Raw genomic sequence first — 25,725 nt, 5'->3', positions numbered from 1 at the left:
CCATGCGTGCAGTGGGGTGTTGGGCATCTCGGCTCAGGCTGGTCCACCTCGCGGCCGAAGCCGATCCGGGTGTGCCGTGGGGAGCCGGGAGCCGGGAGCCGGGAGTCGGGAGGTCGGAGCCCGGAGCCGGGAGTCCGGAGGTCGGAGTCGGGAGTCCGGAGGTCGGGGTCGAGAGCCGGGAGCGCGGAGCGGGGAGTCGGGAGGTCGGAGCCCGGAGCGGGGAGTCCGGAGGTCGGAGCCGGGAGTCCGGAGCCCGGAGCGGGAGTCGGGAGCCGGGAGTCCGGAGGCCGGAGCCCCGAGTCCGGAGTCCGGGCGCGAGCCGGTCCGAGTGATCGCGGAGCGCTCGCACCGTGTCACGTCGGCGCGGTTATCCTGATCCGCAACCGCCGAGGAGGTGCCCAGAGGTGACCGGGACAGCGTCGCGCCCCACGCTGGAGGCCGTGGCCGAGCGGGCCGGGGTCTCCCGGGCCACCGTGTCACGCGTCGTGAACGGCGGTGACGGCGTGCGGGAGCCGCTCGCCGAGCGGGTGAGACGAGCCGTCGAAGAACTCGGATACGTGCCGAACCAGGCCGCGCGCAGTCTCGTCACCCGGCGCCACGACGCCGTGGCCGTCGTGATCGCGGAACCGGAGACCAGGGTCTTCGCGGACCCCTTCTTCGCCCTCCAGCTCCGCGGGATCAGCAAGGAGTTGACCGCGCACGACTCACAGCTCGTGCTGCTGCTCACCGAAGGCCGGGACGATCACGCACGGGTCGGCCGCTATCTCGCCGGGGGACATGTCGACGGCGCCCTCGTCTTCTCGCTGCACCTCGACGACCCGCTGCCCGGCCTGATCCACGGCGCTGGTGTGCCCACGGTGTTCGGCGGCCGGCCCGGCTGGGGCGAGGGCCCCCGTGGCGGCGTGCCCGCCGTGTACGTCGACTGCGACAACCGGGGCGGAGCCCGCGAGGCCGTACGGCACCTCGTCGGCCTCGGGCGATCGCGGATCGCCCACATCACCGGTGCCCTCGACCAGACGTCGGCCGTCGACCGGCTGGACGGATTCCGCGACGTCATGGCCGACGCCGGTCCGGACCTCGTCGTGGAGGGCGACTTCACGCCCGCGGGCGGCGAGCGGGCGATGCGTCAACTGCTGGAGCGCTGTCCCGACGTCGACGCCGTGTTCGCCGCGAACGACCTGACCGCGGCCGGGGCGTTGCGCGTCCTGCGCGGACACGGGCGGCGGGTGCCCGACGACGTGGCCGTGATCGGCTTCGACGACATGCTGGCGGTCGCCGAGCAGACGGACCCGCCGCTGACGACGGTCCGTCAGGACATAGAGGGAATGGGACGGTTGATGGCCCGGCTGCTGCTGCGCCGCATCGACCGCGGTGTCGCCGAGCCCGGCCCGGAGGATTCGTCCGGCGGCGTGGTCCTGCCGACTGCCCTGGTGCGACGGGCCTCCGCGTAGTCCTCGTGCGCCTCCGGGCGACGCCCGGCTTCCCGGTCCTGCCGGACGTGGTGTCGCGTGCGGGCGCCGGGGATCGCGGGCCCTGGTGCCGGACCGGCCACCGCACGCGTCACTGCCGGTGCGGGCCCAGCTTCCGCAGCACGTCGTCGAGTTGGTCCGTCGTGAGCGGGGGCTCGGGCAGCGGTGCGGAGGCGGGCGCGGCGCGCAGTCCGGCGAGGAGCAGGGCGAGGGGGCGGCGCCACGCGTCCGGTGCCGTCGCCGCCAGCGCGGGGACGGCACGGCCGAGCGCGGCCAGCGCGAAGAGGAGGTCCTCGGTGCCGAGATCGCCGCGCACCGTGCCCTGCTCACGGCCTCGTCGCAGCAGTGCGTCCACCGTCTCCCGGTTGTGGGCGTGGACGGCCTCCAGCGTGGTGACGCCCTCCAGGCCGGTGGTCATCAGGTCGATGGCGCCGCGGTCGGCGGCCAGCCCCGCGAAGACGGACTCCATGTAGTCCACCAGCCCCGTCCAGGCGTCGGCCGCGCCGCGGGCCCGCTCGCCCGCCGCCATGGTGGCGGTGAGGGCCTCCTCGAACACCTCGTCGACGAGCGCCGCGCGACTCGGGAAGTGCCGGTAGAGCGTGGCGTTGCCGACACCGGCCCGACGGGCGATCACGTCGAGCGGCGCGTCGAGGCCCTGCTCGGCGAAGAGTTCGCGCGCCGCCTCGACGAGCCGCTCCCGATTGCGCCGGGCGTCGCTGCGTCGTGCCGCACCGGGTCCCTTCCCGTCGACGGTCATGACCTCACCCTTCGGTAGTACCGGGGAGCACTCCCCGGTACTGATGTTATCGTCGAGCGGTGAACTGGGGAGCACTCCCCATTTGGGGAGGGTTCCCCACTTGGGGAGCACTCCCCGCTTGGGCCGGACGAGGAGCGGCGATGGCGGACACGGCGCTGGTGCTGGGCGGCGGCGGGGCGGTCGGCGGAGCATGGATGGCCGGTGTGCTCGCCGGTCTCGCCGAGGCCGGAGTCGACGTGTCGGGCGCCGACACCGTCATCGGCACCTCCGCGGGCGCCGTCCACGCAGCCCGGCTCACCTCGGGCGTCGGCCCCGGCGAGCTGTACGGGGGGCAGCTCGCCGGCGCCGACCCTGTCGACGTCGGTGTCACCTGGGGACAGACGGCACGCTTCCTCTGGGCGGCGCTGGGCTCGCGCGATCCGCGGCGGTCGGTCCAGCGCCTCGGCAGGTCCGCGCTGACGGCGCGCACCGGCCCCGAGTCGGTGGTCCACGACACGGTGAGCAGGCTGCTGGGCGGCGTACGGCAATGGCCCGAGCGGGAGTTGAGGATCACGGCGGTCGACGCGCGGACCGGGAGCCTGGAGGCGTTCGACGCCTCCTCGGGACTGACGCTCCTCGAAGCGGTCGCGGCGAGCTGCGCGGTGCCCGTGGTGTGGCCGCCGGTCACCGCTGGGGGCCGCCGCTGGATGGACGGCGGCAGCCGTTCGACAGCCAATCTCCACCTCGCCCGCGACCATCGGCGCGTCGTCGCGGTCGCCCCGATTCCGCGGGCGGTGGGCCCGCACCCGAGTGCCGCGCTCCAGGCGGCCCAACTGGCGGGGCACGGCGTGCGGGTGGGCCTCCTGGTGCCGGACCGCGCCGCGCGCCGCGCGATGGGCCGCAACATGCTGGACGACTCCCGCCGCCCGGCCGCCGCCCGCGCCGGCCACGCCCAGGCCGTCGCGCTCGCCGAATCCGTCGCCGAGGTGTGGTTCGGCTGACGTCGGTGCATCGGTGCATCGGTGCATCGGTGCATCGGTGCATCGGAGCATCGGTGCGTCGGTCCGGGCAGTTCGGGGACGCGGGTGCCTGGGCAGCGCGGGGGGTGCGCCCGTGCGGGCAGTGGCCCGACGTCGATCCGTCGACATGGCCGCGGGCCCGAATCCCGAAGTCTCCGGGGCAGGTCCTCAGGTCCGCGGATCCGTCGGTCCCGCCGGGCCCACAAGGCCCCCGCGCCGGGGCCCACCGGGACCGACCCGTCAGGCCCGGAGAGCCGTCGATGCGTCGGGCCCCGACGGGACCGCTCGCAGCGCGCCGAAGCCGCCGGGGCCCGCAGGGATTCCCGACGCGGCCGTCACGTCTGCCGCGGAGCGCTCTTGATCACCGCGAAGCGTGCCCCGTACGGGTCGGCCAGCTTGGCCATGCGGCCCACGCCCTCCATGTCCGTCGCGGGCATGCGCACCTTGCCGCCGAGCCCCTGGGCCCTGCTCACCACGGCGTCCGTGTCCTCGACCTCGAAGTACGGCAGCCAGTACGCCCCGGACTCCGCCTCGGTGGGATCGTCGGCCAGCGGCATCATGCCACCGAACATCGCCTCCTCCTCGGTGCCCGCGGGGTTGATGCAGGTGTAGACGCCGCCCGGGTACGGCATCGCCGAGGTCTCCCATCCGAAGACCGAGTTGTAGAACGCGGCGGCGGCCGCGATGTCCGGCGTGTACAGCTCGACCCAGCACAGCGAGCCCGGCTCACCGGCCAGGTCGAGCCCCTTGGTCCGGGCCGGCTGCCAGAGGCCGAACGGCACGCCCGCCCTGTCGGCGAGGATCGCCATGTGGCCCTCGCCCATCACGTCCATGGGCTGCACGAGCACGGCGCCCTTGGACTGCTCGGCCGTCTTGGCCGTGGCCTCCGCGTCGGGGCTCTGGAAGTAGACGGTCCAGGAGGGCGGGCCCTGTTCCGCGGTGGTCTGCATGCCGCCGGCCACGGTCTTCCCGTCGAGCTGGAAGAAGCCGTAACCGCCGGCATCGGGCCCCGCCGACTGGAACTGCCAGCCGAAGAGGCCCTCGTAGAAGGAGGTGGCGCCGTCGATGTCGGATGTGCCGACGTCCAGCCAGTTCGGGGCGCCGGTGACGAAACGGGTGGTGAGCATCATGCCCTCCTTTGAGGGGTCCCGTTGCCTGCCCTGCCGAGTCTGGCACCGCCCACTGACAATCGCCGCCGGGACGCGCACGCCGGGATCCGGGCGGCTCGTTCCCCCGCCGTGGACGGCCCCTCGAAGTTCGTGCGACGCACCGGCGGGCCCGCGCGCCGCCGTGCTCCTCACGTCGTACGGGGCCATCATCGAAGGCGGCCGGGCGCCGTGGAACGAGGCGTTGATCCCGCGTTGATCGAACGTTTTTCGTTCCGCGGCACGATCATGCCCATGCACTTGGAAACGATCACCGCGGCCGACCTGGACTGGCAGGAGCAGGCCCTGTGCGCGCAGACCGGGGCCGACTTCTTCTTCCCGGAGCCGGGCAGCTCGGTGCGCGAGGCGAAGCGCATCTGCGCGATGTGCGAGATGCGTCCCGCGTGCCTCGACTACGCGCTCAGCAACGACGAACGCTTCGGCGTCTGGGGAGGTCTCTCCGAGAAGGAGCGCCTCGGGCTCCGGCGCACCCGGCAGTGAGCCACGGCCCCGTCCACCATCGTGCGGACGCGCCGCCCGGCGTGCCGGCACGACTGCCGCCGCGCCTCCTCCTGTACGGCGCCGCGCCGCCCGGGCGTGATCACAGACCGGCCGCCTGCCGTTCGGCGTCCGTCAGCGGGGGAGCGTCCAGCAGCGGCTTCTTCCTGCCGAGGAGGACACGGAAGAGCATGTCGGGGGCGAGGAGACGGGCCGGAGGCCGCTCCATGCTCATCACGTCGAGAAGCGCCCGCAGGGCGTGCGGGTTGCGTGCGCCGGCATCCACGGCGCGGTCGATGAACGCGGCGGCCAGGCGCTCGGCCCTGCCGGGTGGCTCGTCGGTGGCGCCCGGGTAGAAGGCGTCCTGGCCCACGGCCAGATCCCAGGCCTGACCCACGGGGCGTGCGGCACAGCGCTGGATCCGTCGCGCCGTCGCGGCGGAGGCCAGGTCGTGGTCCGCCAGCACCTGCCGGAGCGCGACGACGCTCTGCGCCGCGGCCGTCAGCCCGTGGCCGTAGACGGGGTTGTATCCGGCGACGGCGTCCCCGAGCACGGCGAACCCGGCCGGCCAGACCGGCATCTTCTCGAAGTAGCGCCGCTTGTTGGCCGTGCTCCGTGTGGTGACCACATCGGAGAGGGGCTCGGCCTTCGCGAGGAGATCGCCGATGACGGGATGCGCCAGCAACTGGGCGAAGGCGACGAACTCCCCGGCGTCACGGCTGGGTTGGCCGCCCCTGGTGCCCGCCAGGGTGACGAGCCACCGGCCGTCCTCGATGGGAAGGATGATGCCGCCGCGGCCCGGCGGCCGCGTGGGGTCCGCCTGGACGTTGACGATGGGGAAGTCGTCCCCGGCGGCGGCCGGAGCCCGGTAGATCCGGCTCGCGTAGCCGACTCCGGCGTCGACGACCTTCTCCCGTACGGGCGGGAGACCGAGCGCCGTGAGCCAGGCCGGCGCCCGGCTGCCCCGGCCGCTCGCGTCGACGACCAGGTCCGCCGTGAGGGTCTCCTCGTGTTCGGGACCCCGTACGCGCGCCCCGGTCACGCGGTCGACGCTGCCTTCGAGGCCGACGAGTTCGGTCCGCTCGCGCACCGTGAGCCCGGGCCGGCGGAGCACGGCGGCGCGGATCGTGGCGTCGAGCAGGTCGCGGCTGCACACGATATTGACGTGGTGGGAGTCGCTGAACCGGCGGAACCACTGGCCGGAGGGCGCCTTGCTGACCATGCCGGACATGATCGGTACGCGGCGGGCGCCACGGGCGATCAACTCCTCGGTGACGCCGGGCAGGAGGTCCTCCAGGGCCCGCACGCCGCCGGACCACAGCACATGGGCGTGGCGGGCCTGCGGGAGTCCCTTCCGCGGAGCGGGCTGTTCGGGCAGGACGTCGGTCTCGACGACCGTGACGTGCGCGAGGTCGGAGAGCACGGCGGCGGCGAGCATGCCGGTCGTCCCTCCTCCGATCACGAGCGCGGACGGCCGTGGACCGGACGTTCTCTCAGGCATTGGCGGAAGCACCCTCTCTGTCGGCCGTTCGGCCGTGAAGGCCCCTGGAAGGCAGTAAACGCCAGCAGGGGCGCAGGAGTTCGGAATGGTGCGGATGATGTCCGTCACGGTGACGGCCGTCGCGGGCGGAAGCGGGCGGACATCGCGCCGGCGGCAGGAGAGGCCGTGCGTCGCGGGCGGGGGAGGTGGTGCCGTCTTCGTGCCGTACCGCCTCTCGCTCGGCCGGGCCCGGGCACGGGAGGGCGTCGGATGTGCCGCCTCCCGCTCCGGTCACCGTCACCAGTCCCTTCGGTCCGTACACGGATCATGATCAGGCCGGAGAGGCCGAGCGCACATCGGGATGACCCACACCACGCGCACTTGTGGCTTTCCCCTGAGGCGTCGTCGGGGCATTCGGTGAGGAAACGGTCAAGTCCTCCTGGAATTGCGTCGAGTCGGCCGCGCGAACCGGCGCTGGATTCCCCGGTGGACCGGCCAACTCGCCACAGCCGGCCGGGCGAATCTCCGGCCGGCGGTCCAAGTCCCCCTGCCGCTCGGTCCTTCCGCCCGACTGCCGGAGCCGCTCTGCCCCGCCGTCGACGCGGTGGGCGCAGGTGATCCCCCGCCCGTCCCGCGCGGTCAGTCGGCGCGGGCGGAGCCGACCGGTCCGAGGAGCCGGCTCTCCGCCGCCGTCAGCGGACGGTCCGCCAGAGGCCGTCGCAGGGGTCCGCAGGCGAGGGCGAGCGGCATGTCGGGCCGCAGCGGACGCGTCGGGCCGGCCTCCATGGTCGTCACCCGCGTGAGCGCGTTCGCGAGGTGAAGGCCGGGAGGTCCGGGCCCAGGACGCCGGCCGTCGGCGGGACGCCCGGCACCGACAAGTCGCCCGGCTCGGAAGGGACACCGGAGCGGGGCGGGTCGGACAGGCCACCGGCGCCGTACGGTGTCGTGCCGACTCGTGAGGTCATGTGGGGGACCTCTCGCCATCCTTGACGGACAGGGGTGACGGCCTCGCGGCATCGGAGCGCACCGCCGCGACGACGGGTGAGGTGCGCAGCGTGCGCGAGACGCCCACCAGGGACGCACGCACCGCCGCGACGGCAAGGTCGCCGGGGACGAGCGGGGTCTCCGCGCGGTCGAGGCGGGTGGCCTGGGCCGCCGCCGAGACCATGGCGGCGAGGCCCACGAGATCGGCTTCCGCCCGGCTGCTCCCGGCGGCCTCGGCGGTCGACCGCGCGCACGCGCGGATCGCGTCGTCGAGGTGGGGCCGTACGAGGCTCAGCCCGTCCTGGATGCCCGCCTCACGCCGTGTCAGGTGCACGTGCGGAGAGGCGTACCAGGGGATGGGCGCGGCAAGCGAGGAGCGGGGTGAAGCGCTGCTGAGTTCGCTCCACAGCGGCCCGAGCCGGCGGTACGCGGCGAGGGCACGTCCGGCCGCGGCCGTCCTGGGCCCGATCAGCGGCAGCAGGAACCCGATGGTGGCGCAGGGTGCGGCCAGGGCCGAGAAGAGCGGGGAGAGGGTGGTGCTGAGCATGTCCCAGTCCTGGCCGCTCCAGTGGGCGGCCACCGCTGCGAGCTTGAGGGAGCTGAACGAGAGGTTCAGCAGCCAGCCGAGGCACAGGGTCCACAGGCCGGCGCGCAGCCACCCGTGGACCTGGAGGGCCCAGCGCCAGCACAGCACGGTGGTGACGAGGGCGGCGGTCATGTGCGCCAGCAGATACAGCAGGATCATCTCGCCGATGAACGGCGCCGACGCGTAGTAGGTGTCGAAGTCGGTACGGCGTTCCACCGGGGCGTCGCCGAGCAGGAACAGGGCGACCAGAGCGGTGATGACCAGCATGTAGCCGATCCGCCAGCGCCGGGAGACGCGTTGGACGTACTCGGGCGGACCACCGCGCCAGTGGACGATGAGCAGCAGGCAGGAGGCGCTGAACGCGCTGATGATGACGTACACCAGCAGGCTGGAGGCGTTCGGTACACCGCTGATGCGGTTCACGGCGGCGATGGTCGGGGGAGCCGCGAAGAGGAAACCGGCGCCTCCCAGGGCGATGACCAGGCAGACGGTCCGTACGAGCGGGTCGCGCCAGGCCTTCAGCAGCGCGGGGAGCTTGACGGCCAGGCACAGCCACAGAGCGGCGGCCGGTATGTAGTAGTCGGAGGAGTCCACGGCTCAGACCTTCCGGCGCCGGTTGCCCAGTGATGCGCTGATACGCCCGGCGATCTCGCCGCGGCCGGAGGCCGTGCCGTCGGGTTCCCCCTCCAGCCAGACGCGGAACCGGGTGACCGCCAGCAGCCCGAACCTCTCCGCGGCGGCTTCCTCGCGGTGGTCGAACTCGGTGCGCGCCGCCACCCTGCGCACCGTCTCGTCGAGCCGGGGCAGGTCGGCGCGCGCCGAGAGGAGCCCGGTGGCCACGGTCCGGCCCGGGGCGTGATGGCCGCAGGCCCCGTCCAGCATGTGCCAGACCTCGTGGAAGAAGATGGCGAGCTTGTGCAGCGGGGTGGCCCGTTTGTCGACCACGATGACGTCCCGGTCGGGCAGGTCGAGCCACAGGCCGCTGGCGGTGCGGTACGGGAACTCCTCCTGGAGGAGCACGAGTTCCCGGCCCGTCCGCCTGCTCACCAGATCGACCAGGGCGGCGAACAGATCATCCGGCTCCGCCGGCACCGGCAGACCGAGGTCGTCGACGAGCTCGTCGACGAGGCGACGCATGACCTTCGCTTTGCGCACTGTTCTCCCCAAGAACCTCACGTGCGGGGACTCCTCGGCGACGTGCCGGAGCTCCTCGCGCTGTGCCTGCCGACGTCCGCAGAACTGTGCACACCGATGACGGACCCACCCCTGCCACCCGTCGCGTCAGCTCGTGGCCGACGCCCACGGCCGGCGGGCCTGAGGGCGGTCAGCCAGCAGGCTATGCCAAATCCGACCTCACTCTGCAGGGGAATTGGCCCGAAGGGAACATCCTGGGGGGCACCGTGATGCTGATCAAAACTGACAAAAGCTGACTCATGCGACGAGGGAGCGGGTGGACCGCTGGCTGAATCCTGTCGTGCCGCCCCGGTTCACGGCACGGCGGCGGGATGGCGGCCCGGCGTCGAGGAGGGGCGGACTCGCCGCCTTGGCGAGGCGGATACGCCGGTTCCAATCCGGTCGTCGGGGCGACGTCCTCCGCCATGGGCCACAGCGCCAGTTCCTGCGGACACGACCGGGGACGGGGTGGTCCCCGGAAGGTGACGAGCGCACACGGGGTCCTGTGGAGCAGAGGCGGACTCGCCGCCTCGCCAAGGCCGATACACCGCTTCGAATCCGGCCGGGACCACACAGAACACACAGGACACGCGGGGCGGGAACACATGGATGGCGGCGGGATCACCGGCGAGGAACTGGCAGCGTTCCACCGCGCGGTCGGGCGGCTGCAGGGCCGCTTCGCCGGCCGCAGCAAGACGGCGTACCTTCCGCACGCGAACACGGCGAAGCGGCCCTGAACATGCTCGCCCGCACCAGCGCCGCCGAACCGGCCGAGCAGGGCGTGCGCATGTGCGCCGTCGACACCGGCCGGATCACCGACGAGAAGCCCGCCCCCAGGAAGGAACGCATGGCGGGGGTTCGTACACCGCTGGACATCGTGGACGGCGCGGCCCGCGAAGTGGCCGGATGCGGGCGGCCGATGCGTCGCCGCACCCGTGCGGCGTCCTCGTCCTCGATCAGTCCCAGCAGGAACCCGACCGGCCCGTCCGGCGCGCTGTCGTCATGCAGGTGCGGATGATGCCCGAGGGGCGCGCGTCCGCACCGGGAAAGGTACGGCTCACGGCCGTGCCGGGCACGACCGTGAGCCGGGAGTCCGTGGGCGCGGAGGGCGTCAGCCCGCTGCCCGGGCCGCCATGCGGGCCTTGCGGGCGGCGAGCTTCTCGTCGAACTTCGAGGCCTCCGCGTCCAGACCGCCCAGGAAGAAGCCGAGTTCCTCCTGGGCCTGCACGCCCTCGGGGCCGAGGCCGTCGATCTCCAGGACCTTCAGGTGGCGCAGCACGGGCTGGAGCACGTCGTCGTGGTGGATGCGCAGGTTGTAGACCTCGCCGATGGCCATCTGCGCGGCGGCGCGCTCGAAGCCGGGCATGCCGTGACCGGGCATCCGGAAGTTGACGACGACGTCGCGCACGGCCTGCATGGTCAGGTCGGGGGCCAGCTGGAACGCGGCCTTCAGCAGGTTGCGGTAGAAGACCATGTGCAGGTTCTCGTCCGTCGCGATGCGCGCGAGCATGCGGTCGCAGACGGGGTCGCCCGACTGATGACCGGTGTTGCGGTGCGAGATGCGGGTCGCCAGCTCCTGGAAGGCGACGTACGCGACGGAGTGCAGCATCGAGTGGCGGTTGTCCGACTCGAAGCCCTCGCTCATGTGCGCCATGCGGAACGCCTCGAGCTTGTCGGGGTCGACGGCGCGCGAGGCGAGCAGGTAGTCGCGCATCACGATGCCGTGCCGGCCCTCCTCGGCCGTCCAGCGGTGCACCCAGGTGCCCCAGGCGCCGTCGCGGCCGAACAGCGTGGCGATCTCGTGGTGGTAGCTCGGCAGGTTGTCCTCGGTGAGGAGGTTGACGACGAGGGCGATCCGGCCGATCTCGGTGACCTTGGACTGCTCCTTGTCCCAGGCCTCGCCGTCCTCGAAGATGCCGGGGAAGTTACGGGCGTCGCTGAAGGGCACGTACTCGTGCGGCATCCAGTCCTTGGCCACCTTGAGGTGGCGGTTGAGCTCGGTTTCGACCACTTCCTCCAGCGCGTACAGCAGGCGGGCGTCGGTCCAGGCGGCCGACGGGCTTGCGAGGTGGGGAGAGGTGATCGTCACGGGTGCTCCAGGGGGACGGGTACAACGAGCGGGGACGGAACCTACGGCATCGTAGGCTACGACTGCGTAGGTTACGAAGCCGTAGGTTAAGTTCCTCGTAAAGACCGCTGATCAGCGGGGTACCCCGAGAGGAGCGTGCTCCCGGGGGTATGCCCGAACCGTTCCGGATGCCCAGGTCCCGGCGGCGGGAGGGTGTCCTGTCCACCCGTCAGGCGTACAGCCCCCGAAGCCGCACCGAGAGACATGTCACACAGCCTTCGAGCTTCTCGAACTCGCTGATGTCGACGAGGACCGGTTCGTGGCCGAGGTCGGCGAACAGCTCCGCCGTCTTCGGTGCGCTCGCCGCCATGAGCAGTTTCCCGCCGCCCAGAAGCACGACGTGCGCGCCGGACTCCTCGGGAACCGGCATGAACCGGGGGAAAAGTGACGGTGTGTCCACCAGGGGCTCGTACCCGATCACCGTCCCGTCCGGCAGCGCGGTGACCGCCGACTTCAGGTGCAGCACCTTGCTCACGGGTACGGCGACCACGCGCGCGCCGAGCGGTTCGAAGGCGGCCCGCAGCTGTTGGAGTCCGGCCGCGTTGGTGCGTCCGCCGCGGCCCACGTACACCGTGTCGCCGACTTTGAGGACGTCACCGCCGTCGAGGGTGCCCGGCTCCCAGACCCAGTTCACCGAGCAGCCCAGGCGGGCCACGGCCTCCTCGACCCCGGCGGTCTCGCCGCGCCGGGACTCGGCGCCCGGACGGGAGATCAGGGCGACGTTGCGGCAGACGACCACGGTGTCCTCGACGAACACGGAGTCCGGGCAGTCGTCGGCCGGGTCCACCTCGACGGTCTCCCAGCCGTTCGTACGCAGGGCCTCCGCGTACGCCTCCCACTGCTCGACCGCGAGATCGACGTCCACCTCCGTGCGCTCGACGTGCGTCACCAGGCCCTCGGCCAGGCGAGGGCTGGGTCGGCGGATCAGAGCTTTCTGGCTCGACACGTGGGGTCTCCGAATCGGCAGGGGGTGTCGGCGCACATCATGCAGCGCCGGTCCGGCGGCAAGAAACCCCTTGACATCGGGGCGGTCCGCCCCCATGCCCGGCCCGGTCGGCCCCCATGCCCGGCCCGGTGGGCTCCGTCGCCGGCCCGGCCCCCGCAGGCGCCGTCAGTCGGTGTCGCTTCGCTCGTCCGGTTCCGCCCCGACGGAGTACCCGGCGGAATCCGGTGTGATCTCCTTCAGTTCGCCTCCCTCCAGCAGCAACCAGCGGGTGATCCCGACCGACTCCAGGAACGGCATGTCGTGGCTCGCCACGATCAGGGCGCCCTCGTAGGACTCCAGGGCTGTCGTGAGCTGCCGCACGCTCGCCATGTCCAGGTTGTTCGTCGGTTCGTCGAGCATCAGGAGCTGCGGAGCCGGCTCGGCCAGCATCAGCGCCGCCAGAGCGGCCCGGAAACGCTCGCCGCCGGAGAGCGCCGACGCGAGCTGGTCGGCCTTCGCCCCCCGGAAAAGGAACCGGGCCAGGCGCGCCCGGATCCGGTTGTTGGTCGCGGCCGGTGCGTAGCGGGCCACGTTCTCGGCGACCGTCCGCTCGTCGTCGAGCACGTCCAGGCGCTGGGGCAGGAACCGCAGCGGCACATGGGCGCGCGCCTCTCCGGACACCGCGTCCAGCTCCCCGGCGACCGTGCGCAGCAGCGTCGTCTTGCCCGAGCCGTTGCGTCCGATCAGCGCGATCCGCTCCGGCCCGCGCAGGTCGAGCCCGCCGTTGACCCGCGCGCCGTACCGCATCTGCAGGTCCTGCAGGGTCAGTACGTCGCGGCCCGGCGGCACGGCCGTGTACGGCAGGTCGACGCGGATCTCGTCGTCGTCCCGTACGGCCTCCACCGCCTCGTCGAGACGCTCCTTCGCCTCGGTGAGCCGCTCCTCGTGCATGATGCGGTGCTTGCCCGCGGACTCCTGCGCCGCCCGCCTGCGCGCACCCATCACGATCTTCGGCTCGCGCTTCTGCTCGAACATCTTCTGGCCGTACCGCTTGCGGCGGGCCAACTTGACCTGTGCGTCGACAAGTTCACGCTTCTGCTTCTTCACATCGGCCTCGGCGACGCGCACCATGCGCTCCGCCGCCTCCTGTTCGCCGGCGAGCACCGCCTGGTAGGCGGAGAAGTTCCCGCCGTACCAGGTGACCTCTCCGGACCGCAGATCGGCGATCTGGTCGACCAGTTCGAGGAGTTCGCGGTCGTGGCTGACCACCACCATCACCCCCGACCAGGCCTCGACGGCCGCGTAGAGCCGACGTCGCGCGTACAGGTCGAGATTGTTGGTGGGCTCGTCGAGCAGCAGGACGTCGGGGCGGCGCAGCAGCAGCGCGGCCAGTCGCAGCAGCACCGACTCGCCGCCCGAGACCTCGCCGATCGTGCGGTCCAACCCGATGTGGCCGAGACCGAGTTCGCCGAGGGTCGCGCGGGCGCGTTCCTCGACGTCCCAGTCGTCGCCCACCGTGTCGAAGTGCTCCTCGGCCACGTCGCCCGCCTCGATGGCGTGCAGCGCGGCGCGGATCTCGGCGATGCCGAGTGCCTCGTCCACCCGCAGGCCGGTGTCGAGGGTGACGTTCTGCGGCAGATGGCCCACCTCGCCCGTGATCCGGACGGTGCCGCCCGTGGGGGAGAGCTGCTGGGCGATCAGCTTCAACAGGGTCGACTTCCCTGACCCGTTGACGCCGACGAGTCCCGTCCTGCCCGGGCCGAAGGCGACCTGGAGGCCGTCGAAGACGGTGGTGCCGTCGGGCCAGGCGAAGGAGAGGGAGGTACAGGTGATGGAAGCGGGGAAGGTAGACATGAGGGCCTCGCGGTTGCCGGATGCGGTCGTGGGTACGCGTGGGGACACCGCGAGGTGACGACGATCCGGTTCGGAGGGGGCCCCGCTCAGAAGAGATCAGGGAAGGTCCCGTACCGGAGGACGGCTCGTACGCCGAGGTCGCACGCTGCGCACACGGATGCCGGCGGAAAGCGGCTGTGTGTGACGCGGTGTCTCAGACCTCAGACGAGCAACGTCCTTCTCCAATCGACGGCAACAGAACCGCTGCACACGGTAGGGGCGGCCGCGGACGCTGTCAAAGGATTAAGCCGCCCCGACGACCCCAGGGAGATTCCGTGCGAAACGGCCCGCTCTCGCTGCCCGCCCGGCTCTACCTGCTCGCCCAGGACCCCGGGGAACCGGGCCTCGGCGACGCGCCCGGCCTCGACCGCCTGGTGCGCGCGGGCGCCCTCGCCGACCTCGCGGGGCGGGGACTGCTCGTCGACGACGCCGGCATCGTCACCCCCGCCGACGCCGACTCCCGCACCGGGGACATCGTCCTCGACGAGCTCCTCGAACTCGTCGCGGAGTCCCGCCCGCGGACATGGGCCGAGTGGGTGTCGTCGCGGGCACGCCTCACCCTGGACGCCGTACGCGAGCAGCTCGCGGCCGAGGGATATCTGCGGGCCGAGCGACGACGGGTCCTCGGCCTCTTCTCCTCGGTGGACTACGGGCTGGAGCGGGTGCCCGCCGTGGAGGCGCTGCACGCCAGGGCCCGGCAGGTGCTGACGGGCCCGCTGCCCGCGGCCGAGGTCCCCGGCCGGGACGCGGCGCTCGTCGTCCTCGCCGCAGCGGCCGGGCTGCGCACACCGGCACCGCCGGACGGCCGGCAGGTCACCTCGGGCCGCGTGGACGAACTGGCCGGACGCGCCGGCGCCGAGACACCGGCCCTGATGAAAGCCGTCCGGAAGGTCCGCGACGCGCTGGCCGTCGCGTCGCCGGCGCCGGGACGCTGAGGCCGCCGTACGCTCCCGGCCCCCGGCCTCCAGCCCTCACGTACCTGTCGAATTCCTGCCAGCTCCCTCACCGCGCCCCGTGTTTGAGTTGCCGTCATGACGAACACGAACCTCACCGGTGCACAGCTCGGTTCCCTGCGCGAGACCGCCGCGGCCTTCCGCGCCCTGCATGTGCCCGGCCGCCCGCTCGTCCTGCCGAACGCCTGGGACGCGGCGAGTGCCCGGATCGTCGAGGAGGCGGGCGCACCGGCGGTCGCGACGACCAGCGCGGGGCTCGCCTGGGGGCTGGGCAGGCCGGACGGGGACCGGCTGGACAGGGCCGCCGCGCTCGGCGCCGTCGCACGGGTCTGCGCCGCGGTCCGGGTACCGGTCAGCGCGGACATCGAGAGCGGATACGCACAGGACGCGCAGGGCGTCACGGACACGGTCCGCGCCGTGCTCGCGGCGGGTGCCGTGGGCGTGAACATCGAGGACGCGCTGTACGAGGGCGGCGCCCCGCTGCGCCCGGTCGGCGACCAGGCGGAACGCATCGCGGCGGCCCGCGCGGCCGCCGACGCGGCGGACGTGCCCCTGTACGTCAACGCCCGCATCGACACCTGTCTGAGGGGCGCGGGCGGCATCGACGAGACCCTGGAGCGGGCGGCGGCCTACCTCGCGGCCGGGGCCGACGGTGTCTTCGTACCGGGAGTCGCCGACCCGGTGACCGTCAAGGCGCTCGTCGACGGCGTCGACGGCCCGCTGAACATCCTGGTGGGGCCCGGGGCACCCACGGTCTCCGAGCTGGCCGCTCTCGGCGTGGCGCGGGTAAGCGCGGGTTCGAGCATCGCGCAGGCGGCACATGCCGTGGTCCTCCGGGCCGCGCGGGAGCTGCTGAGCGCGGGGACCTACGACTCGCTGACCGGCGGTTTCGACTACGCGGAGCTCAATGCCCTGATGAGCGAGGGCCGCTGAGGGCGGCGCACCACCCGGCGGGCGGCACCCCGATGCGGGGTGCCGGTCTCAGCAGGTGCCCCGCATCAGCTCCGCCAGATCGTGGTCCAGGTCCACCTGGAGGTGTTCGAGACCGAGCGGCACCAGCTCCATGGTGCTCTGGAGGAAGCGCCGCACCTCTCCGGAGCGCACGTGCACCACGGCGGTGCCCTCGGGGGCGTGGAACTCCAGGACGGTGCGGTCGTAGCCGTAGGGCCGCACCCGCACGTCGCCGTGACCCACCGACTCCTCGAGCCCGGAGACGAGCAGCTCGCGCGCGAACATCCAGCACACGTCCACGCCCTCCAGCGTGGCGGGGGCGGGGAAGGACATGCGCACGGCGAAGGGATCGCTCCGGTCGTAGTGGAGCGTGGCGGGAATGCTCGGCATCCGCGGCGCGGCGGCGACGAGGCGGGCCTCTACGGGCTGCTCGATGAGGGTGGACAACGCCTTGCTCCCTTGACGACTGGACGGACTGCGGGCGAATGAGGCCGGTCATTGAAAGAGACGAATAAATGAGCCACTGCGTGCACCTGGGACCCGAGTGACCTCTGTCACCGAATCCATGTGCTGTGGCGGCGCACCCCGTGTCCCCCCGTCGCCCGGCCCCCGGGCTCCGGCAGGCGCTCACCGGACAACCAGGAGGACACTCGGTCCGGGCCCCGAGGTTCCCGCGGAAGGCCATCTGGACGGCACCGGGGGAGTGGGCTAGCTTCGCCCGCCATGAGGGGCTTGGGGAAGTCGAGGCGTACGAGTCGGACGGTCACCGTGGGACTGTGCGCGGCGGCACTCGCCGCGGCGCTCGCGGGGGCGGTGCCCGCTCAGGCACACGGCGACGCGAAGACGCCGCACTGGGAACTCAAGGACAGCGGCACCGACGTGCGGCTGCGCGGGCTCTCGGCCGTCAGCCGGGACACGGCCTGGGTGGCCGGTTCCAAGGGCACCGTGCTGCGCACCACCGACGGCGGCACCCACTGGCGGAACGTGTCGCCGCCCGATGCGGCGGACCTGGAGTTCCGGGACATCGAGGCGTTCGACTCGCGCCGTGCGGTGGTGCTCGCCATCGGCGAGGGCGAGGCATCCCGGGTGCTGCGTACCGACGACGGCGGCGCGACCTGGACGGAGTCCTTTCGCAACACCGACGCGAAGGCCTTCTACGACTGCCTCACATTCCTCGACCGGCGCCACGGCCTGGCGATGAGTGACCCGGTGGACGGCCGCTTCCGCATGCTGTCGACGAGTGACGGCGGCCGTTCCTGGAAGGTGCTGCCCGCCGACGGCATGCCCGCCGCGCAGGACGGCGAGGCCGGTTTCGCGGCGAGCGGGCAGTGCCTGGTCGGTTCGGGGCCGCGGGACGTGTGGCTGGCCACCGGCGGAGGCGCACGCGCGCGCGTGCTGCACTCCCGGGACCGCGGACTGACCTGGACCGCGGCCGACACGCCGATCCCGGCCGGAGACCCGGCGCGTGGGGTGTTCGCCGTCGCGTTCCGCGACCGCACCCACGGCCTTGCCGTCGGCGGCGACTACCGCGCAGACCAGGCCTCACCGCAGGCAGCGGCCACCACTGCGGACGGCGGCCGGACCTGGACGCCCGCCGCGCACCCTCCGCCCGCCTACCGCTCGGGCGTCACCTGGCTCCCGCACAGCCGCACCGCCGCGCTCGCGGTCGGTCCCACCGGCACCGACCTGACGACGGACGGCGGCCGCACCTGGCGCACCCTGGACACGGGCTCGTACGACACCGTGGACTGCACCCCCGACCTGGGCTGCTGGGCCTCCGGCGAGAAGGGACGGGTGGCCCGGCTGGAGCACTGAGCCGTGCCACGAGGCCGGCCGCGCACCGGTCAGTCCGTTCACCGACGGGATCGGCTCGGGGCGCGGCCGGCACGACCGACGGAGGGTCCGGCCGCCGGGCGCACCCCTGAAGGCCCGGGCCGCCCGGTGGCCGCCTAGGCTCGTGACCACCATGACGAGTGTGAGGATTCCCGCGGGCTGGCCCGCCACCGAGGAGCAGGCCCGTGCGGTGCAGGACGAGTTGCGGGAGCGGGTGGTGCTCGACGAGGCGGGGCCACCGCCGGGCACCGGCAGGGTGACGGGCGTCGACGTCGCGTACGACGACGAGCGCGACCTCGTCGTCGCGGCGGCCGTCGTGCTCGACGCGGCGAGCCTCGACGTCGTCGCCGAGGCCACCGCCGTCGGGCAGGTCTCCTTCCCGTACGTGCCCGGGCTGCTGGCCTTCCGCGAGATCCCGACGGTGCTCGCCGCGCTCGACGCCCTGCCCTGCGCGCCCGGCCTCGTCGTCTGCGACGGATACGGCCGCGCCCACCCGCGCCGCTTCGGCCTGGCCAGCCATCTCGGCGTCCTCACCGGGCTGCCCACGATCGGCGTCGCCAAGAACCCCTTCACCTTCTCCTACGACGAACCGGGTGCCCACCGCGGCAGTTCGTCCCCACTGCTCGCGCACGGACCAACGGGCGAGGAGGAGGTCGGCCGCGCCCTGCGCACGCGCGACGGCGTCAAGCCGGTGTTCGTGTCCGTGGGCCATCGGGTCGGCCTCGACAACGCGTGCGCGCACACGCTCGTGCTGACGCCCAAGTACCGCCTGCCGGAGTCCACGCGGCTTGCGGACTCCCTCTGCCGGCGGGCCCTGAAGGAGGCAACTCCCTGACGGGGCGCGGCTCTCCGGCCGGCCGCGCCGGCGCGACGGCCTTCCCGGGCCTTCCCGGAGACCGTACCCAGTACCCGCCCGGGGACCGTCTGAGTATCTGTACGGATGTCTCGGCACCGCGGTGACCGGCAGGCTCGGGCGCATGACGACGCATCGTGCACCGAAGCCCACCGCCGCTCCCGCCCAGCCCGTCGAGCGGGCGGTGACGGCCGCACTGGTCCTCGCCGCGGTCGCCGGACTCGCCTGGATCTGCGGGATGATCTACACGGTCACCGGGTGGACCTTCTGACCGCTCCCCGGCCCGCCGGCCGGCGACCGACGGCGCGGAGCGAACCGGCTCCGGCCGTCGGCCCCACGATCCCGGCCCGGCAACCGTTCGGGCCGATCCGGGTCCGGACGGCGCGGGCCGGTCCGGGTCCGGACGACGGCCGGACCGATCCGGTCCCGGACGGCGGCGGACAGGTCCGGTACCGGACGGCGGCGGACAGGTCCGGTACCGGACGGCGGCGGACAGGTCCGCGTCCGGTCGTCGGCCCGACGGTCCCGGCCCGGCAACCCTTCGGGCCGGACCGGGTCCGGACGGCGGGCGAGCGGTGCAGGTCCGAGCCGTCGGTCAGCGGGTGGCCGCGACGCGGAAGGTGATCCCGGCGCGGCGGAGCCGTTCCGTCAGCGCGTCGCCCATCGCCACCGCCGTGGTGACCTGCCCGGACGTCTTCGGCAGTTCGTCGAAGGCGAGGGACAGCGCGGACTCGGCGAGCATCTTCGCGGTCTCGTCGTAGCCAGGATCGCCGCCGGAGACCTCGGTGAAGACGCGACGGCCGCCGCCCTCGCCCACGAACCGCACCGTGAACCAGCTCCTCGCGCGACGCTCGGCACTCGGCCCCTCGCCGGGTTTGATGCGGTCGGACAGCCAGCGGCGGGCCGGCGGCACCTGGGCCGCCGCGAAGACCGCGCCCACGGCGGCGACGCCGCCCACGACGAACGGCAGCCGCTCGACCGCCGCGTAGTGGCGGTAGCGGAAGTCGGGCCCGTAGCGCTCCAGGGCGCGGGCGGACCGCTGCACCACCTGCGCGTCGATCGTCGGAAGCGGCAGCGCCCAGGCTCCGACCTCCTTGGCGAACCGTGGTGTGCCGAGGGGCGCCTGTGCCCGTCGGCCCATCAGCCTCGGCTCGTGGCGCCGGCGGTCGCGCGCCGCCGCGGCCATGTGCCGCCCGCGGGCGAACTGGTTGAGGGCGGAGGCGAAGGTGCCGCCCGAGAACATCGCCTCGGAGCGCACGAATCCGTCGACCCGCAGCGGTACGCCCTCGGGCAGCTGCCGCACGGTGAAGTAGGCGCCCAGGTCGTGCGGGATCGAGTCGAAGCCGCAGGCGTGCACGAGCCGCGCGCCGGTCTCCCGCGCGCGTGCGTCGTGCCGGACGTACATCAGGTCCACGAACTCGGGTTCACCGGTCAGGTCCACGTAGTCGGTCCCGGTGTCCGCGCAGGCCGCCACCAGCTCCTGGCCGTGGTGGAGATACGGCCCCACCGTCGTGGCGACCACGCGCGCGCGGCGGGCGAGTTCCCTGAGCGCCCGCGGATCGTCCGCGTCGGCCCGCACCACGTCGGGACCGCCGCCGAGCCGCTCCCTGAGCCGTTCCAGCTTCTCGGTGCTGCGCCCGGCGATCGCCCAGCGCAGCCCTTCCGGCGCGTGGGCGGCCAGGTACTCCGCAGTCAGCGTCCCGACGAACCCGGTAGCTCCGTAGAGCACGACGTCGTAGGTCCGCTCCGTTCCGTTCAGCCTGTTCATGACATTCCCCACTCTCGGCCGCGCCGGAGCGGGCGGTGCCCCCGCTGCCGTACGCGAAGCGCCGTTGTCGGTGGCTGAGGCTAGCGTGAGGAACGAGCAGCCGGACGACGAGGTCGGGCGAAGAGGCCGGAGGTGACCGTGGCCGTTCCGAAAAGCGCCCCGAAAATGCGGGAGAAGGCGCGCGAGTTCGCCCTCGGACTGCCGGGTGTCGTGGAGGAGCTCCCCTGGGGCGGGGCCGGGGCGAAGGCCGGCAAGAAGGTGTTCGTCCACCTCGGCACGGACGACGGCAGTCACCCACTGGGCCTCACGTCCAAGCGCACGGGCGGCACCGCGCACGCGTATGCCCTCGCCTCCCCGGGCGCCGAGCCGGCGGCCTACGGCCTCGGCGGATCGGGGTGGGTGCGCATACCCCTGGAGGAATCCGGTGCCCCCGCGGCGGGGCTGCTGTGCGACCGGGCCGGGGAGAGCTACCGGGTCCTCGCACCGAAGAAGCCGGTCGCGGAGCCGGACCGGCGCTGACGGTGCCGCGCATCGGCCGGCACTCCACTCGCGGACCAGTCCGTACGGCTCTGCGGGCGGTCCCCCGCCGCCACGACGCCGCCCAGCGTGGGTGTTTCCGTCCCGTTACGTCATGATCGGGTGCCGGGAAACTAGACTAAGCGCTTGCTCGTCAAGGGCTTGCCCGACGTGGAACACGTTCTTAACATCGCTGATGTCACATCAGTGGTGTCACAGTGCTGGGGGCTCGATGGCAGAGGCAGGAAGGCCGGGACACGGCCCGCTCGCCGGGGTGCGCGTGGTCGAGCTGGCGGGTATCGGTCCCGGACCGTTCGCCGCCATGCTCCTCGCCGACCTCGGCGCGGACGTCGTCCGCGTCGACCGGCCGGGCGGCCCCGGACTGGCGATCAATCCGGAGTACGACATCACCAACCGCAGCAAGCGGTCCGTGATCGTGGACCTGAAGACCGAGGACGGCCCGTCCCACGTCCTCGATCTCGTCGAGCGGGCCGACGTCCTCGTCGAGGGATACCGCCCCGGCGTCGCCGAACGCCTCGGCGTCGGCCCCGAGGCCTGCCACGCCCGCAACCCCGCACTGGTCTACGGCCGTATGACCGGCTGGGGACAGGAGGGCCCGCTCGCCCAGCGCGCCGGCCACGACATCGCGTACATCGCCCTGACCGGCACCCTCGGCATGATCGGAGCACCGGGCGAGCCGCCAGCGGTCCCGGCCAACCTCGTCGGGGACTACGCGGGCGGCTCGCTCTACCTCGTCGTGGGCGTCCTCGCCGCGCTCCACCACGCGCGCGCGACCGGCACCGGACAGGTCGTGGACGCGGCCATCGTCGACGGCGCCGCGCACCTCTCCGCGATGATCCACGGCATGCTCGCCGCCGGCGGCTGGCAGGACCGCCGCGGTGCCAACCTCCTCGACGGCGGCTGCCCCTACTACGGGACCTACGAGACGGCTGACGGCCGGTACATGGCGGTGGGCGCCCTGGAGCAGCAGTTCTACGACGAGTTCGTCACCCTGCTCGGCATCCGGGAACTCGCCGGCGCCCGCAAGGACCTGGCCCGCTGGGAGGAACTGCGGGAAGAGGTCGCGGCCCGCTTCCGGACCCGCACGCGCGACGAGTGGACCGCCGTCTTCGAGGGCTCCGACGCCTGCGTGGCACCGGTCCTCTCACTGCGCGAGGCACCCGCGCACCCCCATCTCGCCGCGCGGGGCACCTTCGTCGACCACGGCGGCATCACCCAGCCGGCGCCCGCGCCGCGCTTCTCCCTCACCCCCACCGCCGTCCGCGGAGGTCCCGCCCAGCCGGGCGCCGACACCGCCGACGTGGCCCGCGACTGGGGCCTGCCCCACCTCATGAAGGACGGCGACTGATGGAGCTCTCCCTCCCGCTCGACTACGCGGGCGACCCCCGGCAGGCCGTGGACGAGGTGGCCGCGCTGGAGTCCGCGGGCCTGGACGCCGTCTGGGTCGCCGAGGCCTACGGCTTCGACTCGCCCACGATCATGGGCTACCTGGCCGCCCGCACCGAGCGCATGACCATCGGCGCCGCGATCCTCAACGTCTACTCGCGCACCCCCGCGCTGATCGCGCAGACCGCCGCCGGGCTCGACGCGATCTCCGGCGGGCGCGCCGCCATCGGACTGGGCGCCTCCGGCCCGCAGGTCGTCGAGGGCTGGCACGGAAAGGCGTACGACAGGCCGATCGGCCGGACCCGCGAGGCCGTCGAACTCACCCGCCGCATCCTGCGCCGCGAGGTGATCGACCACCACGGCATCACCGACATGCCGCGCCTCGGCGGCCTCGGCAAGCCGCTGAAGATCCTCACCAAGCCCGTGCGGCCCGACGTTCCCCTGTACGTCGCCTCGCTCGGCCCCGCCAACGTACGGATGACCGCGGAGATCGCCGACGGCTGGCTGCCCACGCTCTTCATCCCCGAGAAGGCCCACCAGGTGTGGGGCACCGCGCTGGCCGAGGGCGCCGCGCGCCGCGACCCCGCTCTCGGCCCGCTGCGGACCGTCGCGGGCGGACCGCTCGCCATCGGCGAGGACGCGGCGGCCGCCCGCGACCTCGCACGCCCCAGGATCGCCCTCTACGTCGGGGGCATGGGCGCACCCGGGAAGAACTTCTACAACGACCTCGCGGTGGCCTACGGCTACGAGAAGGAAGCCCGCCTCATCCAGGAGCTGTACCTGTCCGGGCGGAAGAAGGAGGCCGAGGCCGCGGTCCCCGACGAGTTCTGCGAACTCATGTCGCTGTGCGGGCCCGAGAGCTACGTCCGCGAGCGCGTCGAGGCCTTTCGGGAGGCCGGGGTGACCATGCTCAACGTCATCCCGGTCGGCCCGGAACCGGCCCGCCTCATCGAAACCGTCAAGAGCTGGCTCTAGGAGGGCGTTTCCCGCATGAAGCGGCAGATCTTCACCGCCGAACACGACGCGTTCCGCGACACCGTGCGCACCTTCCTCGCCAAGGAGGTGCTGCCCCACTACGAACAGTGGGAGAAGGACGGCATCGTCGCGCGCGACGCCTGGCGCGCGGCAGGGAGGCAGGGCCTGCTCGGACTCGCGGTCCCCGAGGAGTACGGAGGCGGGGGCAACACCGACTTCCGCTACAGCGCCGTGCTCGCCGAGGAGTTCGCGCGCGCGGGCGCCTCCGGACTCGCGCTCGGACTGCACAACGACATCATCGGACCGTATCTGACGGGCCTGGCCACCGAGGAGCAGAAGCGGCGCTGGCTGCCCGGCTTCTGCGACGGTTCACTGATCACCGCGATCGCCATGACCGAACCGGGTGCCGGCTCCGACCTCCAGGGCATCAAGACCCACGCCGAGGACCGCGGCGACCACTGGCTGCTCAACGGCTCCAAGACGTTCATCTCCAACGGCATCCTCGCCGACCTCGTGGTCGTCGTCGCGAGGACGACCCCCGAGGGCGGTGCCCACGGACTCTCCCTGCTCGTCGTGGAGCGCGGCACGGAGGGCTTCGAGCGGGGCCGGAACCTCGACAAGATCGGCCAGAAGGCGCAGGACACGGCCGAACTGTTCTTCAACGACGTACGCCTGCCCAAGGACAACCTCCTCGGCGAGCTGAACGGCGCATTCGTCCACCTGATGACGAACCTGGCACAGGAGCGCATGGCCATAGCCGTCGCCGGGATCGCCGCCGCCGAGCACCTTCTGGAGATCACCACGGAGTACGTCAAGGAACGCGAGGCCTTCGGCAGGCCGCTGTCCAAGCTCCAGCACATCCGCTTCGAGATAGCCGAGATGGCCACCGAGTGCGCCGTCACCCGCACCTTCCTCGACCGCTGCATCGTCGACCACTCCAACGGCGAACTCGACGCAGTGCACGCCTCGATGGCCAAATGGTGGGCCACCGAGCTGCAGAAGCGGGTAGCTGACCGTTGTCTCCAACTGCACGGCGGTTACGGCTACATGACGGAGTACCGCGTCGCGAAGGCCTTCACCGACGGACGTATCCAGACCATCTACGGCGGGACCACCGAGATCATGAAGGAGATCATCGGTCGTTCCCTGCTCGGCTAACCCTCCTCGAAAGGCTTACCAGTGAGCACCGAAGCGTACGTGTACGACGCGATCCGCACCCCGCGCGGCCGCGGCAAGGCGAACGGCGCCCTGCACGGCACCAAGCCCATCGACCTGGTCGTCGGGCTCATGCACGAGGTCCAGCGGCGCTTCCCGGGCCTGGACCCGGCCGCCATCGACGACGTCGTGCTCGGCGTCGTCGGACCCGTCGGCGACCAGGGCTCCGACATCGCCCGCATCGCCGCGATCGCCGCCGGACTGCCCGACACGGTGGCGGGCGTCCAGGAGAACCGCTTCTGCGCCTCCGGCCTGGAAGCCGTGAACATGGCCGCGATGAAGGTCCGTTCCGGCTGGGAGGACCTGGTGCTCGCGGGCGGCGTCGAGTCGATGTCGCGTGTGCCGATGGCATCGGACGGCGGCGCCTGGTTCGCCGACCCGATGACCAACATGGCCACCAACTTCGTGCCGCAGGGCATCGGCGCCGACCTGATCGCCACCATCGAGGGCTTCTCCCGCCGCGACGTGGACGAGTACGCCGCCCTCTCCCAGGAGCGCGCCGCCGCTGCCTGGAAGGACGGCCGCTTCGAGAAGTCCGTCGTCCCCGTGAAGGACCGCAGCGGGCTCGTCGTCCTCGACCACGACGAGCACCTGCGCCCCGGCACCACCGCCGACTCGCTGGCCAAGCTGAAGCCGTCGTTCGCGGACATCGGCGAACTGGGCGGCTTCGACGCGGTCGCCCTGCAGAAGTACCACTGGGTCGAGGAGATCGACCACGTCCACCACGCGGGCAACTCGTCCGGCATCGTCGACGGAGCCTCCCTGGTGGCCATCGGCTCGAAGGAGGTCGGCGAGCGCTACGGACTCACCCCGCGCGCGCGGATCGTCTCCGCGGCGGTCTCCGGCTCCGAGCCGACCATCATGCTGACCGGCCCCGCGCCCGCCACCCGCAAGGCGCTCGCCAAGGCCGGACTCACCATCGACGACATCGACCTCGTCGAGATCAACGAAGCCTTCGCGGCCGTCGTGCTGCGCTTCGTGAAGGACATGGGCCTGTCCCTGGACAAGGTCAACGTCAACGGCGGCGCGATCGCCCTCGGCCACCCGCTCGGCGCGACCGGCGCGATGATCCTCGGCACCCTCGTCGACGAACTGGAGCGCCAGGACAAGCGCTACGGCCTCGCCACGCTGTGCGTCGGCGGCGGCATGGGCATCGCCACCGTCATCGAGCGCCTGTAACTCCCCAGCGGACCAACAGACTTCAACGGAGACCGGAGA

General features: G+C 72.6%; 24 protein-coding genes, 1 tRNA gene and 1 pseudogene. 15 read left to right on the top strand and 11 right to left on the bottom strand.

Annotated features, from left to right (window positions below; genetic code table 11):
• Positions 1-404 precede the first annotated feature (404 nt).
• Entirely contained in the window at positions 405-1,451 is a 1,047-nt protein-coding gene (locus H305_RS0102035) for a LacI family DNA-binding transcriptional regulator (RefSeq protein ID WP_028798939.1), read from the top strand.
• 109 nt (positions 1,452-1,560) lie between these two features.
• On the opposite strand, the gene H305_RS0102030 is transcribed toward H305_RS0102035, so the two are convergent.
• On the bottom strand, positions 1,561-2,226 hold the full coding sequence (locus H305_RS0102030) for a TetR/AcrR family transcriptional regulator (protein WP_028798938.1): 666 nt from the start codon (positions 2,224-2,226) through the stop codon (positions 1,561-1,563).
• Positions 2,227-2,366: 140 nt separating this feature from the next.
• On the opposite strand from H305_RS0102030, the gene H305_RS0102025 reads away from it, so the two are divergent.
• Positions 2,367-3,206, top strand: a complete 840-nt coding sequence (locus H305_RS0102025) for a patatin-like phospholipase family protein (protein ID WP_028798937.1) — start codon at positions 2,367-2,369, stop codon at positions 3,204-3,206.
• A gap of 353 nt (positions 3,207-3,559) precedes the next feature.
• Here H305_RS0102025 and H305_RS0102020 read toward each other — a convergent pair whose 3' ends face one another.
• Complete coding sequence (locus H305_RS0102020; protein ID WP_028798936.1) at positions 3,560-4,351, bottom strand: VOC family protein; 792 nt, start codon at positions 4,349-4,351, stop codon at positions 3,560-3,562.
• Between the two features lie 273 nt (positions 4,352-4,624).
• Between H305_RS0102020 and H305_RS0102015 the strand changes: the two genes are divergently transcribed.
• Positions 4,625-4,870 carry a WhiB family transcriptional regulator gene (locus H305_RS0102015; protein WP_037762125.1) on the top strand — a complete coding sequence of 82 codons (246 nt, stop codon included), beginning with the start codon at positions 4,625-4,627 and terminating at the stop codon, positions 4,868-4,870.
• 100 nt (positions 4,871-4,970) lie between these two features.
• On the opposite strand, the gene H305_RS0102010 is transcribed toward H305_RS0102015, so the two are convergent.
• From H305_RS0102010 to H305_RS0101990, 4 genes are all read right to left on the bottom strand, one after another.
• Positions 4,971-6,368 carry an FAD-dependent oxidoreductase gene (locus H305_RS0102010; RefSeq protein WP_028798934.1) on the bottom strand — a complete coding sequence of 466 codons (1,398 nt, stop codon included), beginning with the start codon at positions 6,366-6,368 and terminating at the stop codon, positions 4,971-4,973.
• Between the two features lie 618 nt (positions 6,369-6,986).
• Positions 6,987-7,142 (bottom strand): hypothetical protein, encoded by a 156-nt coding sequence (locus tag H305_RS53180; protein WP_158690464.1) that lies wholly within the window; start codon positions 7,140-7,142, stop codon positions 6,987-6,989.
• Between the two features lie 166 nt (positions 7,143-7,308).
• Positions 7,309-8,511 carry an MAB_1171c family putative transporter gene (locus tag H305_RS44200; RefSeq protein ID WP_051370321.1) on the bottom strand — a complete coding sequence of 401 codons (1,203 nt, stop codon included), beginning with the start codon at positions 8,509-8,511 and terminating at the stop codon, positions 7,309-7,311.
• A 3-nt stretch (positions 8,512-8,514) separates the two neighbouring features.
• Positions 8,515-9,072 carry a toxin-antitoxin system, toxin component gene (locus H305_RS0101990; protein ID WP_234020596.1) on the bottom strand — a complete coding sequence of 186 codons (558 nt, stop codon included), beginning with the start codon at positions 9,070-9,072 and terminating at the stop codon, positions 8,515-8,517.
• Positions 9,073-9,429: 357 nt separating this feature from the next.
• On the opposite strand from H305_RS0101990, the gene H305_RS0101985 reads away from it, so the two are divergent.
• Both H305_RS0101985 and H305_RS49955 read left to right on the top strand, forming a co-directional pair.
• Positions 9,430-9,501: transfer RNA gene (locus tag H305_RS0101985), tRNA-Ala, on the top strand.
• A 245-nt stretch (positions 9,502-9,746) separates the two neighbouring features.
• Positions 9,747-9,985: pseudogene (locus tag H305_RS49955) on the top strand (short-chain dehydrogenase); the annotation flags it as partial.
• A 216-nt stretch (positions 9,986-10,201) separates the two neighbouring features.
• Here the strand turns inward: H305_RS49955 and H305_RS0101965 are convergent.
• The 3 genes from H305_RS0101965 to H305_RS44195 all read right to left on the bottom strand — a co-directional run bounded on the left by H305_RS0101965 (position 10,202) and on the right by H305_RS44195 (position 13,997).
• On the bottom strand, positions 10,202-11,179 hold the full coding sequence (locus H305_RS0101965) for an acyl-ACP desaturase (protein WP_028798931.1): 978 nt from the start codon (positions 11,177-11,179) through the stop codon (positions 10,202-10,204).
• A gap of 208 nt (positions 11,180-11,387) precedes the next feature.
• Positions 11,388-12,164 (bottom strand): dimethylargininase, encoded by a 777-nt coding sequence (ddaH, locus tag H305_RS0101960; protein WP_028798930.1) that lies wholly within the window; start codon positions 12,162-12,164, stop codon positions 11,388-11,390.
• A gap of 165 nt (positions 12,165-12,329) precedes the next feature.
• Complete coding sequence (locus H305_RS44195) at positions 12,330-13,997, bottom strand: ABC-F family ATP-binding cassette domain-containing protein (RefSeq protein ID WP_037761987.1); 1,668 nt, start codon at positions 13,995-13,997, stop codon at positions 12,330-12,332.
• A 314-nt stretch (positions 13,998-14,311) separates the two neighbouring features.
• On the opposite strand from H305_RS44195, the gene H305_RS0101950 reads away from it, so the two are divergent.
• Together H305_RS0101950 and H305_RS0101945 are read left to right on the top strand one after the other, a co-directional pair.
• Positions 14,312-14,971, top strand: a complete 660-nt coding sequence (locus H305_RS0101950; RefSeq protein WP_028798929.1) for a GOLPH3/VPS74 family protein — start codon at positions 14,312-14,314, stop codon at positions 14,969-14,971.
• Positions 14,972-15,067: 96 nt separating this feature from the next.
• Positions 15,068-15,922: an isocitrate lyase/PEP mutase family protein gene (locus H305_RS0101945; protein ID WP_028798928.1), complete on the top strand. Its 855-nt coding sequence runs from the start codon at positions 15,068-15,070 to the stop codon at positions 15,920-15,922.
• 48 nt (positions 15,923-15,970) lie between these two features.
• Here H305_RS0101945 and H305_RS0101940 read toward each other — a convergent pair whose 3' ends face one another.
• Positions 15,971-16,387: an SsgA family sporulation/cell division regulator gene (locus H305_RS0101940; RefSeq protein ID WP_028798927.1), complete on the bottom strand. Its 417-nt coding sequence runs from the start codon at positions 16,385-16,387 to the stop codon at positions 15,971-15,973.
• A gap of 276 nt (positions 16,388-16,663) precedes the next feature.
• Between H305_RS0101940 and H305_RS0101935 the strand changes: the two genes are divergently transcribed.
• From H305_RS0101935 to mmpA, 3 genes are all read left to right on the top strand, one after another.
• Positions 16,664-17,755, top strand: coding sequence for a WD40/YVTN/BNR-like repeat-containing protein (locus H305_RS0101935; RefSeq protein ID WP_051370320.1), 1,092 nt, complete (start codon positions 16,664-16,666; stop codon positions 17,753-17,755).
• A 151-nt stretch (positions 17,756-17,906) separates the two neighbouring features.
• Positions 17,907-18,608, top strand: coding sequence for an endonuclease V (locus tag H305_RS0101930; protein WP_028798925.1), 702 nt, complete (start codon positions 17,907-17,909; stop codon positions 18,606-18,608).
• A 142-nt stretch (positions 18,609-18,750) separates the two neighbouring features.
• Complete coding sequence (mmpA, locus tag H305_RS53875) at positions 18,751-18,897, top strand: morphogenic membrane protein MmpA (protein ID WP_179332655.1); 147 nt, start codon at positions 18,751-18,753, stop codon at positions 18,895-18,897.
• 324 nt (positions 18,898-19,221) lie between these two features.
• On the opposite strand, the gene H305_RS0101915 is transcribed toward mmpA, so the two are convergent.
• Positions 19,222-20,394 (bottom strand): saccharopine dehydrogenase family protein, encoded by a 1,173-nt coding sequence (locus tag H305_RS0101915; RefSeq protein ID WP_028798923.1) that lies wholly within the window; start codon positions 20,392-20,394, stop codon positions 19,222-19,224.
• Between the two features lie 138 nt (positions 20,395-20,532).
• On the opposite strand from H305_RS0101915, the gene H305_RS0101910 reads away from it, so the two are divergent.
• The 5 genes from H305_RS0101910 to H305_RS0101890 all read left to right on the top strand — a co-directional run bounded on the left by H305_RS0101910 (position 20,533) and on the right by H305_RS0101890 (position 25,686).
• Entirely contained in the window at positions 20,533-20,913 is a 381-nt protein-coding gene (locus H305_RS0101910; RefSeq protein WP_028798922.1) for an MmcQ/YjbR family DNA-binding protein, read from the top strand.
• Between the two features lie 229 nt (positions 20,914-21,142).
• The gene (locus H305_RS0101905) at positions 21,143-22,279 is read left to right on the top strand and encodes a CaiB/BaiF CoA transferase family protein (protein WP_028798921.1); all 1,137 of its coding nucleotides are present in this window, start codon (positions 21,143-21,145) and stop codon (positions 22,277-22,279) included.
• Positions 22,279-23,292, top strand: coding sequence for an LLM class F420-dependent oxidoreductase (locus tag H305_RS0101900; RefSeq protein WP_028798920.1), 1,014 nt, complete (start codon positions 22,279-22,281; stop codon positions 23,290-23,292). The genes H305_RS0101905 and H305_RS0101900 overlap by 1 nt, the downstream gene beginning before the upstream one ends.
• A gap of 15 nt (positions 23,293-23,307) precedes the next feature.
• A complete protein-coding gene (locus H305_RS0101895) occupies positions 23,308-24,450 on the top strand; it encodes an acyl-CoA dehydrogenase family protein (RefSeq protein ID WP_028798919.1) in 1,143 nt (380 codons plus the stop codon).
• A 21-nt stretch (positions 24,451-24,471) separates the two neighbouring features.
• Positions 24,472-25,686, top strand: a complete 1,215-nt coding sequence (locus H305_RS0101890) for an acetyl-CoA C-acetyltransferase (protein ID WP_028798918.1) — start codon at positions 24,472-24,474, stop codon at positions 25,684-25,686.
• The last annotated feature ends 39 nt before the right edge of the window (positions 25,687-25,725 follow it).

The organism is Streptomyces sp. 142MFCol3.1, assembly GCF_000424945.1.
Taxonomy (GTDB): Bacteria; Actinomycetota; Actinomycetes; order Streptomycetales; family Streptomycetaceae; genus Streptomyces; species Streptomyces siamensis.
The sequence above is the reverse complement of the archived record's forward strand: the minus strand, read 5'-3'. Positions and strand labels throughout refer to the sequence as shown.